This is a genomic window from Spirochaetales bacterium, from assembly GCA_016930085.1.
Taxonomy (GTDB): Bacteria; Spirochaetota; Spirochaetia; order SZUA-6; family JAFGRV01; genus JAFGHO01.
Genome location: JAFGHO010000114.1, coordinates 21,341 through 39,692, shown reverse-complemented (window position 1 = coordinate 39,692; position 18,352 = coordinate 21,341). Strand labels below are relative to the sequence as shown.

Here is an 18,352-nt window from a genome sequence, read left to right as displayed (position 1 = left end):
CTGACATTGTTTGCGTCCACTTCGCGGGTGATGTTGCCGTTCGCGTCGTAGTAGCTTCGTCTCCTTGCAAGGATTGTCTCCTCCCCTTCCCCGTCGAGGTTCATCTGTGTCGCCTGTATAGTTCTTCCCGCTTCGTCGTAGGCGTAGCAGGTGATCCGCCATTCGCCGTCCGGCGCGCCGTAGGCTTCGCTTACCTTGTTTCCCGTCTCGTCGTAGGCGTACCATATTTCCGGCTTCACGCTGACGGATTCGCCGTTCTCGTAAAATTCTTCTTCCGGCATGATGGTGTGAGCAAGCCGGTTGCGGGAGTCGTATTCGTTCATCACGAAAAAGCCGTCTTTCGGTCCTTTCACGGCGATGGTGTTTCCGGCGCCGTCGTAGTATGTTTCCGTCGTGATCGTCTCGCCGCCGTTATGCTGCGTTGTTTCGAGAACGCGGCCTTTCATGTCGTTGAGTATCGAACTGATCTTGCCGTTTTCGTCGGTCACCGTGAGGATGTTATCGGAATAATCGAAATCGAGGTGTTTCGCCGGGTTGTCGTTCCGGTTCGTATTCCCGTCTGGATAGACGATCAGGTTGCGACGTCCCATCGGGTCGTAACCGAATGCTGTCGTATTCCCGTTCGGGTCCGTAATCGTCGCGATGTCCCCCCACCGGTTGTAGGTGAGGTGCGTGGTCGAATATTCGCCGTAGACCCCGCCTTCGTCACGTGTGTATTTGATGACGCCGGTGAGCTGTCCGTAATCGTCGAACCCGTACCTGGTTTTGCTTCCTTCGGGATCGACGACTTCGGCGTACAGGTCTCCCGCGGTGTCGCCGTAGGATAGTACCGTTTCCGGGTTGTCCGGCCTTCCGTTCAATGGGGTGTAATCCGCGGCATCGTCATCGTCGGGTTCGACGATCGCCGTCGTCCGCCCCAGTTTGTCGTATTCGTACTCGGTCACGTACCCGCGCGGGTTCCTCGTCCACCGGAGCCACCCGGATGCTGCTTCGTAGCCGTATGCCGTCGTGATGTCCGTGTACGTATCGTTCGTCGCGTCGCCGTCCAGCGCGTCCGCGTTACAGACGTCTTTTTCGGTCCGCTTTGTCATGTATCCGTTCGCGTCATAACTGAACGTGGTGACATGTTCCCTCGGATCGGTCTGTGAAACAACGTTCCCATACTCATTCCCGCCTGCGGTTTCATAATCGTAGGTAAATGCCGATATCCGCCACGTTTCGTTTCCGCTGTCCCATACGGCGTTCCGCTTCACCTGCCCCTTCTCATCGTATTCGTAGTAGGCATACTGATATGATACCGTCTCACCGTCCTCGTCGAGGTTGCCATTGTCGTCGAACGCCGGGACGTAGTTGAGTGTCAATACGGCAAGCAGGATATCGTTTTTATACATTGTCATATCCGGGACGGAAAATCCGTCATCGTCGTTGCCGCCCGGTTCACCGTACGGCTTCCATGCGTCATCGTAATTCGGGGGTTCCGTTTCTCCGCCCGAAGGCTGCATTGATGAAAGCCCGCCCCGGTAAATCATCTTTTTCACGAGCCGGTTTTCCCGTCCGCCCGTCGTGCCGTATTCCTCCGCCTTGACGACGTTTCCGTACTCGTCATAATCATAGGTAGTCCTTATATAATTGCCGTCTCCATGATAAACGGTTTTTCCCGCGGGCCGCGCCGTCTGTCTTTCTTCCGGGTAGGTGAATACCGTCCTTTCGAGTACATTGCCGCCCGCCGGTTCTGTCCTGGCGATGCTGGAAATCCTTGTGGCGACATCGTATCCTTTCTTTTTGGCTTCTTCGATCTCACCCTCCTCGCCAAGCTTCCATCTGTTTTTCTCCGTTATATACGGTTCATAGGTATAGACTGTTTCCCTGCTGCCGTCTCTTTCCCTCGTTTCCTTGAGGTATCGCTTCGTTCGGTCCGGATTAACCTCCCCGTCGCCGTCGGGCACCGCTTCCTCATCCATCATATATTCGTAAATAGTCCGCCGCTGGGGCAGGTTGAGTTCGGAACGCTCTCCATCGGGATAAATCACAATCTCGTTTGCCTGCGGAAACAACCTGTCGTCGATGGTATTGATACCATAGATAACGGTTATGATACCCTTCCCCGGCCCTCGAAGCCCGCTCAGGAGACGGGCGTGATGAAATATTTCCTGCCCGTCATTGTAACTTTCAAGGGCTTCATTGATTTCCTTGCTCGTTTCTCTCCTCTCGCTGTCGCCTAATTTATTCAACGCGTCGGTCAGGGAAAAAGGCGCCGGCCCCGGTGAAGCATTGATCAATATTTCCGCGTAATCGTAGCGCCATATTCTTCCCCCCGCGTCGTTCGCTTCGGTCAGCATACCGTTTTGATCCTGGGTGTAGGTAACCGTCCGTTCATACGGGTCCCCGTCGACGCTTATGTTTTTTATATAAGGAAGATCGTGTATTGTCGTGTATTCGAAACGTACCTTTCTTCCCAGAGCATCCTCGATGTAATCGATTTTATATACGCCTTCACCGCTTTTATATGTGACGGTAATGGTATTGAGTCCCGTCGGATCGGCAATCTTCGTGCAGCGGCCGGTATCGTCCAGGGTATACGACGTTCCGTCTTTCATGGACAGGACATACCCGTTGTTTTTCCATGTCTCGTATTCTTCGTAATAATGGCTGTTTTTGAAATAGGTCACTTTCTCCCTTGTCACTTTCAGTTTGAACTCTTCCTTGTCCCGGGGCGTCAGAGACAACACGGATACCTCCTCATCGTCTGAATCTTCCTCTTCGATTTTCATATCGAAAAACGAATGCATGGAACCGCCCGGAAGGACGAGTATCTCGCAGCTTCCCGCATTCTTTATATAGGGCAGCTCGAGCCGCCAGCCGTTTCCCATCGAATAGGTGACGTCTCCCTGGTTTTTCAGGTACGGTGTAAGGTCGACATTATTGCCACTCGTATCGATATCTGCGGTAATGCGTGAATCGCTTACTCCCGTCGAGGTGTCATACCGCCTTGAAATGGCGAGATCGAATCCGGCCGGCCCGGGCAGAACGAGTTCCGTGACATTATTGTGAACGGAGCCCCCCTTCTGGGAAACCGCGAGCGAACCGTGAACCGCGTATGTCCTGAACGGCGAATACCCCGCTTCCGCGTACTCTTCCGTACCCAGATCCTGCGACACCGTCGCCTGCACCGTGTAAAGCGAAAAATGGTCCGAAGAAAAATATATCCTGTTGTTCTCCCTGTCGACGACATAATTGTCGATGATGAACCACCTTCCCCAAACCGCGTCGAAATAATATACCCCGAGTTCGTCTTCCCGCTTTCCTTCCGGGATCATTAATTCGTCGTACCGTATGGCGGCGACATAATCGTTCGCGATCCCGTTGCCTTCGAGGATTTTCCGGCCGTTTGAATCGACCGGATGTATTTCATACATCGGACTCACAATGGGGTTCACCGCAGTTTCCGGAATCCCTTCGGCCTGTTCTTCATATATCTCGATGCAGGCGATCCCTTCGTCTCCATCCTGTGCCGGCAGATAGATCGTCACCCCGTCGAACTCGGCGACGGTGGTGCCCTCCGGATCGTAAGGTTCGCGTTCGATCCCGCTTTCAATCGCGGTCCATCCGGTATATTCCCCCGCGTTTTCCGCGCGGTCGATTGCCCGTACACGGTAGGAGTAGGTCTCGCCGTTGATCAGTCCCCCGTCCGTGTATCCCGGCGCTTCGAGGATAACGATACCGCCGTCCGGTTCCGGTATTCTCTCGAGTTCGTACCGGTCCACATCCTCTTCACCCCCTTCCCATTCGACGATCGCCTTCCCGTTTCCCGGAATCACCTTGAAGCCGGAAATTTCTTCAGGCGGTGTGGTATCGATATAGACCGATGTGAAAGCGTACCGTTCCCACCCCGCGTGATCGGTCGCCGTTACCGTGACGAGGTGTTCCCCGTCTGTAAGCGGCGGCAGCATATACGGGCTTTCGGCCGCTTCAAACCCGCCGCCGTCGACCGAAACCGAGTAGCCGCTTATCCCGCTTACCTCGTCTTCCGTTTCGAAAGTCAGGACCGGACGGTTGTCGTTCGTCCAGCCCGCCGGTTCCGCCGTCACCCCGAACTCCACAGGCGGCGTGGTGTCCGTTGTCAGCGTTACAAGCCCTTCGCTGACATTACCCGCCGCGTCCCCGGCCGTGATCCGCACCTGGCGGCATCCGTCCGGAAACACGAGTTCCGCGGTATGGATATTACCTTCCTTTATACACGGCTGCCCGTTCACCGTTACCCACACGGGACCCGTCTCTTCGAGCGTTATCTCGAAGGTAACGACGCTCGACGCGACCAGCGCGCCGTCTCCGGGCGTGATACCGGTGATGTCCGGCGGGATCGTGTCGCGGTACACGGTGAGCGTACCGGTTGCCTGTCTCCCCGCCCCGTCTTCCGCGGTTACCGCGATGGTGTTTTCACCTTCACTCAGCGCCGCCGGTTCCGAATAGAATCTGCTTCCTTCGACAATGGCGGGAACCCCGTTAACGGACACAACCGTCTCTCCCGCTCCGGTCGCCGTGCCGCTGACGATGACCTCTCCGGCTCGCGTATGCCACCCGTCTTCCGGGTACTCAACATCGAGGACGAGCCCGCCGCCGTATCGGACCACCTGCCGCCGGATCACGCCCTCCATTCCGGAAGTTCTGTGCTTCCCGTATATCGTGATCGTGTTCAACCCTTCGTCGAGGTTCACCGTCACGGAAAATCGTTTCTGCGAAACGGCGGCCTGAATTCCGTTCACCGTTATATCGATCAACGTATTGAGCACACTTCCCGTGACCTCGATCGAATCGGAGACGGTATGGATGGTCTCATCGGGAAGGTCCGTCGAAAAAAGCACCCCCGGCGCCCGGTACACCGTGATCGCCGTTTCCGCCGTCATGCCGCCTGCTCCCGTTGCCGCCGCTTCGATGGTCAGCGACCCGTCTTCCCAGTCGTCGAGCCACATGAGGGGAGTCCAATGGTAATTGCCCCGTTTGAAGGCCGGGAACCCGTTGATGAAAACCACCGCCCCGGGATCGTCCGTGTAACAGATGACAAACGGCACATCGCCGGAGGCGATTTCATCCCCGTCCGCCGGGTTGACGAATCGGACCTCGGGCGGGCCGTCCGTCACCGGGCTTCCCAGCACCCTCATCCCCGCCGTCCGTCCGGCGGGGTCTTTCATCACCCTGAGCCGTCTTGTGGTGATTGGTTCGCCGCCGGCCGGGGCGAACCGGTGGTGGTACGGGCCTTCGCCGGTCGGTTCGAGTCCGGTCCATGTCTGGTCCGCTTCAGCGAATATATCGGTGAAAACCCCTTCGGTGTGCCGGACTTCGGCTTCATGAAGCAGCATCGTCTCTCCGGTCCCGATATCCGCTTCCCCGGCCCCGAATGCCGCGGCAAGCGACCGCTGCACCGCAAAGGGCGCGATCTCCCCGTCCCTACGTTCCACGGCAACACGGGCGCACAGGACCTCCGCCGCCTCACCCGTTCCGTCATCTATTGCGCCTATTCGAAGGCAGTTCTTTCCGCGAACGAAATCGTCCCCGTCCGCCTCGAAGCGGTAGAGGGTGTTTCCCCCGGTTTCCATATCCGGCATGCGAGAATATACTTTCCCGTTCAGGTTGATTTCCATCGGCATATCGACGCCGCCTCTGCACAGCACCTCGATCGCCGTTCTGTCCCGCACGGTAACGTTGTCAACATAAAACACCGCGTTGACATCCCCGTCGAGAAGCCGTTGCTCCGTTCCCGCGATCGTCCGGCGTTCCGCACCGCGGTAATCCCCATACCCCCAGACCTCGGCCTCAGATATCCCGCCCAGCCCGAATCCGCTTCCTTCCACCGTGATCCGTATCGCGTCCATAACTACCGCGTTCTCCGGGCCCGTTGCCAAAGAGACGGCCGTCCACCCTGCGGTGCTTCCTTCGGAAATCACCGCGGCCTGCGTAAAGACGCCCTGCAATCCCGTCTCGACAATCGTGTTTCCGCGGGCCCCGTCCCGGAAGTAAAGCCTGATAACACTTACCGCGGTTCCCGGCGCGAAACGCATGGTGATCTCCGCGCTTTCTCCCGGCGCGGGTACGGTATGGCGGGGTATCCCCGTCCTCTCGTCCGAAAGCGAAAGAATCGTTTCGAGAACTTCTTCAAAAAAGGGCGGCGAAATCGTCCTGAACGCGGTCCTGGTGTTCCCGTCGAGGAGGTGCCATGCCGGATAAAAGGGCGATATATTATCCGTCTCTTCGATCAGAACGGGCCGTAACGTATGCGGCACTTCCCCCGCATCGATACCGATGACCGCCGCTTCGGTGATCATGGCCCCGCCCGGGGACAACAACCGTATCCTCACCGTATCGGTGACCGCCCCTTCGAGCGAAAGGTCGTAAAAGGCGCCCGCCGCCGCCCGGTCGAGTTCCGCCCCTTCCAGGAACCCGCCCGCGAACGGGACCCAGCCCCCGCCGTCTAGATATTCGAGGACGAGGCGGTCGCCCGGTCCAAAGCTGCCGGATAGTTCCGCGCCGACGACAAGCGAGGCCGTTGCCAGCTCCAGCTGCGCCCGGCATTCGCCCGCGCCGCCGCCCGGCCCCCAGCCCGTACTGCTGTCGCCGTCGATCAGAAAATAACCGGGCGCATTCTGCGCCGTCGATGAGGAGACACTCACCGCCGCCGCTTCCACAACTCCCGGTCCGTTTCTCTGTATCGTTATTTCTTCTCCGAAGATATCGGTCCCTGAAAAAAATATGAAAAGACAGCAGCACGCCGCCATGATTGCATGATTCGTCCGGTTTTTCATTCTTCCACCCTCCCGTTGTTCCCGTTTCCGGGTATGTCGTTCAGTTCTTCCATCGTTATGTCCCGGTTGTCTTCGTGATAGTAGTCGCACCCGTTGTTTTTGAACCCGCACCCGTTGAGTGCGGGCCTCATGCCCCCGTTCTCCCGGACGGCATCCTCCTTCACCCCGTACCACTGGCATTCCTCGAACCGGCAATCGTCCAGCGACGGCGCCGCCCCGTAAGAATGAAGCCCAACACGGTTATGAAAAAAAACCGTTGAAAAGACGGTTGCCCCGGCCCCGGTCACGACGGTCATCCCGCGCAGGGCGTGCTGTATCACGGCATGACGGATAACGCCGGTGCCTTCTGCGCCCAGGTAAATCCCCTGCCAAGCGGTTGAAGAAGGTGAGGCCGCCTCGAAGGTCACTTCCTGGTCCGGCTCACCCAGTATCACGAGACTGCCTTCGATTTGGAGTTTCACGTTCCCGAATGTTATCACGATCGTCCCCGGAAGGATCGTAAGCGTGAAGCCCTCGGGTACGATCACGTTTGCGTGCATCTCGTGGACCCCGCTCCACCAGTATTCGTCATCGTTAAGGACATAATCCTCGACCGTGTCGATGACCATCGGCGGGAGGGTGAATGATGCCTTGCCGGGAGTCTTATTTCCGTACGTATCCGCGACAAGAATATAGACGACCATCCCCACCCCCCGCTCAATCCCGTCGAGCAGAAGCCTTGTCTCCGTCATTTCCGGAATCGGGGCAAACGCTTCATCTTTCGGGGAATCCATATTTCCATCCTCGTCACTCGTCCTGAAAAGCGCCTTGTAATACGCGATTTCCGCCCCTTCGGGCACCGTATCCGGGGGCGTCCACAGCAGGGAATACTCGTCGTTCTCCCCGTCGTATTCGTAACACGGCGCGGGAAACGTCACACTGGACAATGCCGTTACCGTGATGGTAAGGGTAACGCCCCCGCTTCTGTTTCCGGCTTTATCTGCCGCGTAGACCGTAAAGGCATTCGTGCCGCTTAACGCGTCCGGAAACGTCATCGTGACCCGTCCGTCTGTCTCAATAAATTCAGCGTTTTGGACCGGTGTCCCGTGCACGTCTTCGATCGTATACGAAGCGATTCCGCTCTGCCACGCCTCCGTTCCATCGGAAACGGCCGTGAAACTCACCGCAGCATCGGCATTTGTCGTTGAAAAACTCACCGTTTCACCCTCGACACTCTTTATAGCGAAGGGATCGCTTTCCATCGTAAAAGATGCCGGAGCCGGTGTCACCGGCGCCTCGCTGTCGATGGAGAAGGTGTAAGTGTCACTCCACGCGCCTTCGTTTCCCGCGGCATCCACGGCCCTGACGGCTGCCTCGTACACGCCGTTTTCAGCTTCTATTGCTGCATGTTCTCCTTCTGAAACGGGAATATCATATGTGGTTTCAGTAACTGCCGGGGAATCTGTTATATTTCGCAGCCGCACGGTATAGTTCTCCGTTCCCGCGTTATCCTCATCAGGCATATCCTCACTTTCATCCCATTCCAGCGTGAATGCCGGTGAAACCGCATAAGTTCTCGCCGTGCCCGTTCCGGTTTCCACTGTTTTTTCGTCTTCGAGTTTGACACCAGTCACCATCGCGGGCGGCGTCCTGTCCACCACGACGATACACGGTTCTGAAAATTTATTCTGTGTCGGATTATTATTCCCGTCGACGACCAGCTTCCCGTTTTCATCATATACATACCTGCTGTCGAGCCCGCGTTTGTCGCACGCGGTCATTAAAAGCGTATGTCTTCCCTCATCGAACCGGAGCGTCCTTTCATAAAAAGGAATCTGTTCCCCATTGCCGTCATCCATCACCTCAATCGTATCGAGCATGGTGTATTCGTTTCCCGATCCTGTTTCTTCCGCTTCATAGATACGGTAACTCGCCATACCGCTTTTGCTCGTTTCCTGCGCTTGTTCGCAGACAAACGTCCCCTCATCCTCGATTGCGTGCCAGACAATCGTTACACCATCTTCCGTATCCAGACTGCTTTCGTTTGTATAATAGATGTTGTTATTGAACACCGCATCCTTGATCCCCGGCGCATCGTTCAACTCCGGAGCCACGGTATCGAGTGCGAAATAAACACTACAACCACTGAGAACAACATCTTCTTTTCTGGTACATGGATATTCATATTCAAACATTCCTATTTCCTGAACACAGACATCTTCCCATTCATACCTCCCGTCCCTGAGCGGCCGTATCATGGCGTATTCACCAGGATTCAGATCGAATTCGAAGCCGTTATACGAATTGTAATCATAATTTTTAATTGTAGTGGGATCTTTAAGATTTCCTTTCGCAATCTTTATTCTCATTTGAGGTGTTGTCAGCCATTCAAAATTCTTTTTCGTTTCATCGACCCGACCCGCAGGAGGAACATAAACATGAATCGTAAAGGGGTAGATACAAGGTGGATCGGCATCGAAGATGTTGTATGAAGGATACGTTCCATTAATATATCGCGGTTGTATTAGTCCACGATCCCAGCCGTTATAAGGTTCATCGCACGATAAATGTTTCCCCGGCCCGGAAATTGTTTCGATTATCGCGTCCGAGCTTCCATCGGGGCTTCCCCCGCCGACCGTCGTATATGTTGCCGTAAAATCCCCCTGCTCGAGCGACGATGGAACCGCAATACCTTTGATCACATATTCCATCTTGTAGCTGTTTCCTCTGACGCGGTAAAAAAACCGGTTCCCGTTCTTTTCTTCAAGACCGTCTTTAGGATCAAAAACATCCCCCCATGCAATCCCCCCAGCCAATACGCTTATTAAGCAGAGTATACCGGTAATTGTCTTCTTCAATGTTTTCCCCCTTTGTAACCCTTTCTCCCGCCGCCGCCTGAAACGGTCGCCGTGCGCTCGCCCGGAAGTCCGGAACGAACGCGGTGCGAGAGACCCCCCACATGGTCTTTTGTTCATGACATGAGCATGGCAGAAAGCCGGAAACGATAGACATGACTATACGGAACCGTCATTGTTTATTATGTTTCCCGTTTTTATTGTTCTTACGTATCTTTATTTCTCGATGAACTGTTATCGTATCATATCGGGATAAAAATGTCAAATTTTATTTTCAGTCAGGAAATGCCGTTTCTTCGTAGTAAATACGGCATCGGCGCTTTATTGATTAACTACGGATTGCGCGGTAAAGAACGGATTACTCGGATTAATCCACGACGCACGGTATTCCTTCTCCACGTCGCATGCCGCCGGATATCGAAACAGTCGATTAAAATCGAAATTTAGTTATTAATAAATCTTTAACGATACTCTGAAATCATACAACCTTGTCTTTCGCCCCATCCCTCACCTCGCCGCGCAATCCGCTCCTTTCCGTGCAATCCGTAGTTGCTCTTCATTTTTCACAACGCGTCACTCTAAAAAAATTTTACTATGGATTTCACGGAAAAGAAACGAATTTTACGGATTACCACACGGCGCGCAGGATTCCTTCCCAATCTCGAGTGCGGCCACTCATCGAACCGGTCACGTCAATTAAAATTAATTTCGTTCCTTCTGAATAATTTTTGCCTGTCATTGATAAGGCATCGTTCAATAAACACACAGATTTTTTAATAAATCAAAGCAGCTGACACTTTTTATGCGTTATATACTGTATAAATACAATTATAAAAGGAGTCTCATATGATAGCATCGGTTTTGCATGAATTTCATTTTATCATGTCTGAAATAATGAAAGAGAAGCTGCTTAACCTGACAATATTCGGCTTAAGACGCTCGTTATCCGGAGTCATTGTTAATATATTGTCCTGTATCGATCCTTTGATCATAAAGGAACACATTTGGGGAAAACAACGGATGAGCAGGTATCGGGCGGTCTCGGACATTCCCGATTTAGATCGTGTACACGCGCACGTGTATTTTACCGAGGATGTGTACCGGAAGATAAAACTGCTTCATGCTGATTTGAATTTTTTTAGCATAGCGCAGCTTGTGCGGTGGCTGCTGGAGTTGTTTTTGGCGATGGTCGAGAAATATGGAAATAGAGTAATTGAGGAATTCAAAAAAATCTTTAAACAATGGCGTATTGAGAATAAGAGATTACAGCAGTCCCCTCGAAGGAATTTACGACAATTGTTTCAAATAATCCAGCATCTACCATGGCGAAACAGATTTATTTCTCTATATACGAATCGTTATTCACCATTTTGGGTGCTTCAGCTTTAACTAATCATAAAAAAACTACACCCCGTCCAAACCAACCGTAACATTTCACCTTCTATATCGAATACAATAATATACACAAAACACCGTGCCAAACAGACTCTGTATCAAAAAATCAACCAAAAATATGTTACTACGGATTTCGCGGAAAAAAAGCGGATTACACGGATTAATCCACAACTCGGCACATACCCCTCAACCACTACACACCACCGCTTATCAAAATAGTCAATTAAAATTTTAATTTATTTATTATTAAAATTATAACTATAATCATTAAACCAGCTTGTTACCCTTCGCCGCGCCCCTCACCCCGCCGCGTAATCCGCTCCCTCCCGCGCAATCCGTAGTTACTCTTCCGGCCCCCATTCAAACGATCATCATCGCGTCGCCGTAGGAAAAAAAGCGGTAGCCCGCTTCGATCGCGTGGCGGTACGCCCGGTCGATGTTCGCTTTCCCGGCGAACGCGGAAACCATGACGAGCAGGGTCGAACCCGGGGTATGGAAGTTGGTGATGAGTCCGTTGACCGCCTTGAACGTGTAGCCCGGATAAATAAAGAGGGATGTTTTTTGTCTGCCGGTCCGTATGCGGCCATTGTCGCAGGCCGATTCGAGGGCGCGGACGACAGTGGTCCCGACCGCGATTATTTGTTTCCCCCCGTTCATGTACGCTTCGATCGTCTGAGCCGTTTCTTCGGGAATATCGAAGACCTCTTCGTGCATCCGGTGTTCCTCCACCGTTTCCGTCCGTATCGGGATGAAGGTTCCGATTCCCACGTGGAGGGTGATGCGGCGTATCAGGCAGCCGTTTTCTTCGAGCCGCCGCATGATCGCGCCGGTAAAGTGGAGCCCCGCCGTCGGCGCTGCGGCGGAGCCGGTCGTGCGTGAATACACGGTCTGGTACCTGTCCGAATCGGAGGCGGCATCGCTCCGCCGTATGTACGGGGGAAGGGGCACGTGTCCGTGCCGCTCGAAAAAACCTTCTCCCACCCGGGTTGAGAGTTCGAGAATGCAGTACCCGTTTTCATGTTTCCGTATGGTCCCGGTGACCTCTTCGGAAAAACGGTACGTGTCGCCCGGTTTTCTTTTTTTCGTCTTCTGCGTGAGCACCTTCCAGAACCGCGGTTTTATTTCTTCCAGAAAAAGAAACTCGACCGGTTTTGACGGTCCTTCGGGACATCGATTATCCGTCTCTTCGCGGCTGCCGAAGACCCGCGCCTTTCTTACCCGTGAATCATTGATGACGATGAGGCTTCCCGGCCGGATGATGTCGCCGATCCGGGAAAACTCATCATCCTTCAACGTCCCTTTTTCCCGGTCGAGAAGCAACAGCCGCGAGGTGCCGCGTATTGTTTTGGGGTATTGGGCGATCCGTTCCGGATCGATGTCAAAAAAGAAGTCGCTCGTCTTCATTCCCGTTTTGCCCGAGTCCGAGGTGCCGGTAGGCGCGTTCGGTCACCATTCTGCCGCGGGGCGTCCGTTTGAGAAACCCTTCCTGGATCAGGTAGGGTTCATAGATATCCTCGAGGGTATCGACGGACTCGCTGATCGATATCGCCAGGGTCTCCGATCCGACGGGGCCGCCTTTGTACCGTTTGATGATCACATCCAGGATCATCCTGTCGACCCTGTCGAGTCCCGCCTCGTCGATGTCGAGCGCCGAAAGCCCCTCCTCGACGATGCCGGCGGAAATGATCCCGTCGCCGACCACCTGCGCGAAATCCCTCATGCGCCTGAGCAGCCTGTTCGCCACACGGGGTGTTCCGCGGGAACACCGTGACAGCCGTTCGCAGGCGTTTTCCTCGATATCGACGTCCAGAATGGCCGCCGAACGGCGGATGATTTTTATAATGCTCTCTTTTTCGTAGAAATCCAGCCGCGCCGAAATGCCGAACCTGGAGTAAAGGGGACCGGAAACGAGCCCCGCCTTCGTGGTCGCGCCCACGAGGGTGAAGGGCGGTATCGGCACCTTGATCGAACGCGCCCCCGGTCCCTGACCGATGATCACGTCGATTTCGAAGTCTTCCATTGCCGAATAAAGTATCTCTTCGACGTTCGGTTTGAGGCGGTGTATTTCATCGATGAAAAAAACGTTCCGCTCCCCGATGGTGGAAAGGATCGCGGCGAGATCCGACTGTTTTTCGAGCGCGGGTGCGGATGTCGAACGCAGCTGCACGCCGAGTTCGCACGCGATAATCCCGGAAAGGGTCGTTTTCCCGAGTCCGGGGGGACCTGAGAAAAAAACATGGTCGAGTGCGTCCCCGCGTTTTTTCGAGGCCTCGATAAAAACGGAAAGATTCGTCTTTAATTGTTCCTGCCCGATAAACTGACCGAGCAGCTTCGGCCGGAGCGTCAATTCGTCCCGGTCAGCGTCTTTCATGTATGAGCCGGATGTGATGCGGTCTTCTTTCATGACTCTTTCCGCCCCCCGCTCAGATACACGAGCGCCGCCTTTAAAAGCGCCTTTTCCTTTTGTTCCCCCCGGAGGCTGTCATCCGTTTTTCCGAGCGAATCGGCCGCCCTTGCCACCGCTTCGCGGGCGTGCGCCATATCGAATCCCATTCCGTTCAAGGCCTTCACGATATCCTCATGGCCGGATTCTTTTTGCGAACGCGGTGAGAGTTTTCCCGCGAGTTTGAGCACGATCTTCTGTGCGGTCTTTTTCCCGAGGCCGGGAACCATCGACAACCGTTCGCAGTCGGAGTCCCCGACCGCGCGGACAAACTCTTCCGCCGCGATGCCGGAAAGGATTTTGAGCGCGAGTGACGGCCCGATTCCTTCGACCTTGATGAGGTCGAGAAACAGATCACGCTCGTCGAGGGAACCGAATCCGAACAGCCTGAGTGAGTCCTCCCGGTGATAGAGAAAACAAAACACCCTGCATTCGGCGCCTTCTTCCGGAAGGGCGCCCGATGTGCGATTCGAAACCGAGATATCCCATTCGATACCACCGGATAAAAGATACACCCGGTCCGGATCTTTTCCTGTCAATTTTCCATATAGACTGTTAAACATGTTCTTCTTCAGAAACCCGCTTCGAACCGCTTCAGCACCGCCCGGCGGCTGCTGTGGCACAAGGCGACGGCGAGCGCGTCGGCGGCGTGGCACGGCTCGGGAATTTTCTGCATGCCCAGTATCAGGCGGACCATGTGCTGTACCTGCCCTTTTTCCGCCCTCCCCTTCCCCACAACAGAAAGTTTTACTTCGAGCGGTGTGTATTCGGAGACCGGAATGCGTTGCGATGCGAGGGCTAAAAGAATCACCCCGCGCGCCTGTGCGACGGGGATCGCCGATTTCTGGTTTCTCGCCATAAAAAGCGATTCCACACCGGCTTCATCCGGCGCCGCCTCCCTGATCACCTCGGTCAACCGGTTAAAAATCCTGACGAGCCGCTCACCGATCGCCTCGTTCGGCTTTGTCGTAATCACACCATGTGTATGGTAAGTGACGATACCGCCTGAAACGTCGAGAACGCCGTATCCGGTGGCCTTCAGGCCGGGATCGATGCCGATGATGATACTCATTCAGCCAGGGTAAATCCGTCGGGGATATTGAGATTCGTCGAAACGGACTGCACGTCGTCATTGTCTTCGAGCGCCTCGACGAGTTTTATCACCTTTCCCGTTTTCTCGTCGTCCAGCGACACCTCGTTTTCCGCGATCATCATAATCTCCGCCGAATCGTGCTTGAAGGAGGCATCCTCGAGCGCTTTGAGTACATTTTCGAAATCATCGGGATTGGTGACGACTTCGATGATTTCACCGTCGTTTGTCACGTCCTCTGCACCCGCCTCGATCGCCGCCGAAAGGATTTCGTCTTCCGAATATGCGGCGGGATCGTAGGTGATAATTCCCTTTCTGTGGAACATGTACGAAACGCAACCGGTCTCCCCGAGACTGCCTCCCCCTTTCGAAAGCAGATGCCGGACTTCGGCGGCGGTCCTGTTTCTGTTGTCGGTGAGGCAGTTGATGAGAAGCGCCGCGCCCCCCGGTCCGTACGCCTCGTATGTCATTTCCTGATAGTCGACGCCGTCGAGATCCCCCGTTCCCTTTTTTATCGCCCGTTCGATATTGTCCTTGGGCATATTGGCGCTTTTTGCCTTGAGGACCGCCGTTCTGAGGCGGGCGTTCGCGTCCGCGTCTCCTCCCCCGAGCCGCGCCGCGATGATTATTTCCTTGATAATCTTTGTAAAGAGTTTTCCCCGTTTAGCGTCCGTCGCCCCTTTCTTATGCTTTATTGAATGCCATTTGCTGTGTCCTGACATACAAATCTCCTTCTTGTTTATGCATTAATCGATTGATTGAATGAACAGTATATCAAATACCCTTTTCCGGTGTCAAGAGAATAAACATCCGGGTGCGAAGGACGCTCTCCGAAGGCCGGCGGCTACCGCCCGACCGTGTAGGATAGGCGTCCGCCGGCTAATATGATATCGATAAACCGCCCGGACAACTCATAAGAGAGACCGATGGTTATCCCCTTGTTCGCGACTTCCGCCTCTATCGGCCGTCCCGACCTCAATATCTCCTTGAGATCTTTTGGAAAAGCGATGCGGTCACCCGCTTCGAGTCCGTCATAATCGGCAGGATCCAGAAAGGTAAACGGCAGAATTCCGAAATTGACGAGGTTTGTCTTGTGAATCCTGGCGAAACTCTTTGCGACGACGGCCTTGACGCCCAGATACATCGGCGCGAGTGCCGCGTGTTCGCGTGAAGAACCCTGTCCGTAATTTTCTCCGCCCACGATAATACCGATATCCGCTTTTTCGGCGCGCCGGTAAAAATCGGGGTCGACGATTTCGAAGACGTGCTTCGCGATCTCGGGAATATTCGAACGGAGGGGGAGGATCGCGGCTCCCGCGGGCATGATGTGGTCCGTCGTTATATTGTCGCCCGTTTTGATGACGACCTCGGCCACGAATCCTTCAGGCAGCGCCTTCCCCTGCGGACACGGCTTTATATTCGGACCTTTGACCACCTCGACGTTCTCTCCCTTTTCCGGCGGAGGGGTGATCATCGAATCGTCGATCACCACATGCCGTGAATAGTCCTTCCTGCGGACGCCTTCGATCGTCCTCGGATCGGTAAGGTAACCGGTAAGCGCGGTGGCCGCCGCGGTTTCGGGTGATGCGAGGTAAACGAGCGCCTCCTTCGATCCGCAGCGCGCCTTGAAATTCCTGTTGTTCGTGCGGACGGAGACGATGCCCGAACCGGGGGCGAACCCCATCCCGATACACGGGCCGCAGGCCAGCTCCAGTATCCTCGCGCCGCTTCCGACGAGCCGTGAGATGATCCCCGCCTCGATCGCAGCGCGGAATACCTGCCGCGATCCCGGTGAAATACCGAGAGATATCGTCTCCGGAACAACCTTGCCGCCCAGGATATCGGCGGCGATCCCCAGATCGTTGATGCTCGAATTGGTGCAACTCCCGATCATCACCTGCTGAACCGGAAGGCCCTTTAACTGTTCCACCGGCACGACCTTGTCCGGCATATGGGGCTGCGCGACCATCGGCACAATATCTGCGAGATTGATTTCGATGAGGCGTTCGTATAACGCGTCTTTATCCGGCCCGATTTCGATAAAATCCTTTTCACGCTTCTGTAACGCGAGAAACTCGCGTGTTCTTTTATCCGATGGAAAGATCGAGCTCGTCGCCCCGAGTTCCGCTCCCATATTGGCAATAGTCGCCCGTTCGGTCACAGAAAGGGTGGCAACTCCTTCACCGAAATATTCGTAGACCTTTCCGACGCCGCCTTTCACCGTTTCACGGCCCAGGATGGTAAGAATGACGTCCTTTGCCGAACAAAGCGGATCGAGCCTGCCCGTCAGTTTCACACCCACGACTTCGGGCATTGTCACATAAAAAGGCGCCCCTGCCATGGCCACGGCGACATCCACCCCCCCAGCACCAATCGCGAGCATTCCCAGCCCTCCCGCTGTCGGTGTATGCGAATCCGAACCCAAAAGCGTCTTTCCCGGAATTCCGAACCGTTCCAGGTGAATTTGATGACAGATGCCGTTTCCCGGCCGGGAAAAATATATCCCGTATTTTGCCGCGACCGTCTGCAAATAAATATGATCGTCCATATTCCTGTGATCGGTCTGCAGTGTATTGTGATCGACATAAGAGACGGAAAGTTCCGTCCTGACTCTTTTGATATTCATCGTTTCGAATTGAAGATAGACCAGGGTCCCGGTGGCGTCCTGCGTGAGTGTCTGATCGATCCCGATACCTACTTCCCGTCCGGCCGTCATTTCCCCGTCCACACAATGGGCGCCGATGATCTTGCCCGTCATTGTTCCTTTCATATCACCCCTCCATACAACATCAATATACACCCTACAATATACACATATATGAATTGAGGCAACTGCCAATACAATGAAAAATCCGCCCGCAAAGGAGGTTCTCCGAACCCCGTGTGAGAACTCCCTGTTCATTGACTCGGCACTACATATCTGATATTAATGGAATAAGGCCGGGACGGTCGGGATTATTCAGAATGCCGGGCTTTACCGGTAAAAGAAGAACAGGCAAGGCGTAATGATGAAAACAAACCCTTATGCATCATATCTCTATATATTCATACTTTTTTTGAGTCTCCTCCTTTTCTCATCCTGCTTTTCTCAAAAGAAGGATGCGGAAAAAGAGACGCCACTCCGGCCTTCGGAAAATGAAATGAATCGTATTCCCGACGAGCCTGTTTCGGTCGAAAGCGAAGAAGGTGCCGAAATCCGGAGGAATTCGGGCATTCAAACGACGACGACAGTGAAAGCCGCGGAGAAGGAAAGGACCCTTACCCTGCAGGAAGTGCAACAGGACAAGACGGAAAGTAATTTTTCGTTAGGGTCGCAGCAACACCAGATTTTATTGCCCGCGCTGAGTCAAACGATTCTTTTACCGCGGGATTATATGATCGGACAATTGCCGGATTCTTCTTCAATGGGGCGGGACCGGAAGGCGATCATGAACACACTGAACGTATTTTTCGACGCCTTCGAGAAGGGGTCAATCGAAACCCCGCTGATCGCAGGCGGCGAGAAATCACGGCTCGAGTTCTTTCTTTCACATTATATCGAAGAGGGGATTATTCCCGTAGCGGTACGGTTCGGTGATGTGACAATCGACTCCGGCGGTGAAGCCCGCCTCAGGGTGCGGATCTTTGGTAAAAATAATTCCGCCGAAGGTTCCGTTTACCTCATCAATGACGACAAATGGTATATCTCGGATATACAAATCGATTTTTACGATATTGAATCGGGAGAAAACAAAAACGACGAACCTTACAGACCGGCCGACTATGATGCCGCCGGCGATTATTGAGGCGGGGG

Annotated in this window: 9 protein-coding genes; 1 reads left to right on the top strand and 8 read right to left on the bottom strand. The window is 54.2% G+C overall.

Features of this window, described 5'->3' with window-relative positions; all coding sequences use genetic code 11:
• The 8 genes from JW881_19335 to JW881_19300 form a co-directional block, all read right to left on the bottom strand.
• A partial coding sequence (locus tag JW881_19335; protein ID MBN1699678.1) for a hypothetical protein occupies positions 1-6,797 on the bottom strand: 6,797 nt, incomplete at its 3' end.
• Positions 6,794-9,634: a hypothetical protein gene (locus JW881_19330; protein ID MBN1699677.1), complete on the bottom strand. Its 2,841-nt coding sequence runs from the start codon at positions 9,632-9,634 to the stop codon at positions 6,794-6,796. The genes JW881_19330 and JW881_19335, both read right to left, overlap by 4 nt.
• A gap of 1,752 nt (positions 9,635-11,386) precedes the next feature.
• Positions 11,387-12,430, bottom strand: a complete 1,044-nt coding sequence (gene queA, locus JW881_19325) for a tRNA preQ1(34) S-adenosylmethionine ribosyltransferase-isomerase QueA (protein ID MBN1699676.1) — start codon at positions 12,428-12,430, stop codon at positions 11,387-11,389.
• Positions 12,405-13,430 (bottom strand): Holliday junction branch migration DNA helicase RuvB, encoded by a 1,026-nt coding sequence (gene ruvB, locus JW881_19320; GenBank protein ID MBN1699675.1) that lies wholly within the window; start codon positions 13,428-13,430, stop codon positions 12,405-12,407. The genes queA and ruvB overlap by 26 nt, the downstream gene beginning before the upstream one ends.
• A complete protein-coding gene (gene ruvA / locus JW881_19315; protein ID MBN1699674.1) occupies positions 13,427-14,032 on the bottom strand; it encodes a Holliday junction branch migration protein RuvA in 606 nt (201 codons plus the stop codon). The genes ruvB and ruvA overlap by 4 nt, the downstream gene beginning before the upstream one ends.
• A gap of 8 nt (positions 14,033-14,040) precedes the next feature.
• Positions 14,041-14,541 carry a crossover junction endodeoxyribonuclease RuvC gene (gene ruvC / locus JW881_19310; protein MBN1699673.1) on the bottom strand — a complete coding sequence of 167 codons (501 nt, stop codon included), beginning with the start codon at positions 14,539-14,541 and terminating at the stop codon, positions 14,041-14,043.
• On the bottom strand, positions 14,538-15,281 hold the full coding sequence (locus tag JW881_19305; GenBank protein MBN1699672.1) for a YebC/PmpR family DNA-binding transcriptional regulator: 744 nt from the start codon (positions 15,279-15,281) through the stop codon (positions 14,538-14,540). The genes ruvC and JW881_19305 overlap by 4 nt, the downstream gene beginning before the upstream one ends.
• Positions 15,282-15,403: 122 nt before the next feature.
• Positions 15,404-17,329 (bottom strand): aconitate hydratase, encoded by a 1,926-nt coding sequence (locus tag JW881_19300; GenBank protein MBN1699671.1) that lies wholly within the window; start codon positions 17,327-17,329, stop codon positions 15,404-15,406.
• A 235-nt stretch (positions 17,330-17,564) separates the two neighbouring features.
• On the opposite strand from JW881_19300, the gene JW881_19295 reads away from it, so the two are divergent.
• Positions 17,565-18,344: a hypothetical protein gene (locus tag JW881_19295; GenBank protein ID MBN1699670.1), complete on the top strand. Its 780-nt coding sequence runs from the start codon at positions 17,565-17,567 to the stop codon at positions 18,342-18,344.
• Positions 18,345-18,352: the final 8 nt, after the last annotated feature.

Bases quoted from the DNA above. Each gene is read 5' to 3' on its own strand.
- queA (MBN1699676.1), bottom strand. From the start codon at position 12,430: ATGAAGACGAGCGACTTCTTTTTTGACATCGATCCGGAACGGATCGCC.
- ruvB (MBN1699675.1), bottom strand. From the start codon at position 13,430: ATGAAAGAAGACCGCATCACATCCGGCTCATACATGAAAGACGCTGAC.
- JW881_19295 (MBN1699670.1), top strand. From the start codon at position 17,565: ATGATGAAAACAAACCCTTATGCATCATATCTCTATATATTCATACTT.
- JW881_19305 (MBN1699672.1), bottom strand. From the start codon at position 15,281: ATGTCAGGACACAGCAAATGGCATTCAATAAAGCATAAGAAAGGGGCG.
- ruvC (MBN1699673.1), bottom strand. From the start codon at position 14,541: ATGAGTATCATCATCGGCATCGATCCCGGCCTGAAGGCCACCGGATAC.
- ruvA (MBN1699674.1), bottom strand. From the start codon at position 14,032: ATGTTTAACAGTCTATATGGAAAATTGACAGGAAAAGATCCGGACCGG.
- JW881_19300 (MBN1699671.1), bottom strand. From the start codon at position 17,329: ATGAAAGGAACAATGACGGGCAAGATCATCGGCGCCCATTGTGTGGAC.